Annotated in this window: 1 protein-coding gene; it reads left to right on the forward strand. The window is 69.1% G+C overall.

Annotated features, from left to right (window positions below; translation table 11 throughout):
• Nucleotides 1-1,161: MSCRAMM family protein (locus BKH32_RS11785; protein ID WP_256691819.1), on the forward strand; the 1,161-nt coding region annotated here is incomplete at both ends.

Below are 1,161 nucleotides of genomic sequence, written 5' to 3' on the forward strand. Positions count from 1 at the left end.
CCCTTCCGCAACAGGCCCTAAGGCGGGCGTCGACCTCAAACCCACCGGCAGCACGATGGACGGTGAGGTCGAGGACTACCGGCTCGCCGTGCGCGTTCCCAGCATCCAGCTCGTCAAGAACGTCCAGGTCCCCTACGCCGGGCAGGTCAAGGCCCTCGGGGCCGACCAGTGGACCCTCAAGGCTCAGCAGGGCAACGGCGGCGCGGCATCCCTGCAGGTGACCGGCACCGTCGACACCGGGATCAAGGCGGTGCGTCCAGGACAGTACGGGCTCGGCGAGTCCTCCACGAACCCCCAGGCGCCAGGATACGAGGCGAGCGCGTGGCGCTGTTCTCCGACCCCCGGGACACTCGGCAGCTGGAGTGGTTCGAGCCTGTCCGGATCCACTATCCGGGTGAGGGGAACCGATCGCATCACCTGCTCGGTCACCAACACGACCAAACCCGGGGCACTGTCCTGGACCAAGGTCGACCAGGACGGCAAGACGCCCCTGGGCGGTACTAGCTGGACGCTCACCGGTCCCGGTGTCCCCGCAGGCACCGTCGTCGAGGACTGCCAGGCGGCCGGCTGCCGTACCGGCGCCTACAAGGACACCAACCCGGCTCCCGGCGTCTTCGACGTCACCGGGCTGCCGTGGGGGAGCTACTCCATCACCGAGAAGACCGCTCCCAGTGGCTACCAGCGTCTGGAGAAGACTCTGGCCTTCAGCGACGTCTCCGGCGCCAACCTCAAGGCAGGGCTGAAGGACACCACGGGGGTCACCGGGGGCGCCGTGACCAACCAGCGTCTGACCGGATCGGTGTCCTGGAAGAAGCAGGACACGAGCGGGCACGCCCTTGGCGCCTCGGAGTGGACGCTCAGCGGCCCCGGAGTCCCGGCCAGGACCACCGTCACCGACTGTGTCATCGCCGATGGCAGGGGACGGTGCCCGGGCGGCCCCTACGCCGACACGGACCCCGCCGCCGGTTCCTTCACCGTGACCGGTCTGCCCTGGGACACGCGTTCCTACTCCCTGGTGGAGAAGCGGGCTCCCGCGGGCCACCGGCTGGACACGACGAGCCGCAGCTTCTCCATCAAACCCAATGCCCTCCAGTACTCCTTCTCGAAGCCCTTTGCCAACGAGAAGGCGGCCACCCCCCCGCCTGCCGTTGACGGGTGGGC

This window comes from Actinomyces oris, from assembly GCF_001929375.1.
GTDB lineage: Bacteria > Actinomycetota > Actinomycetes > Actinomycetales > Actinomycetaceae > Actinomyces > Actinomyces oris_B.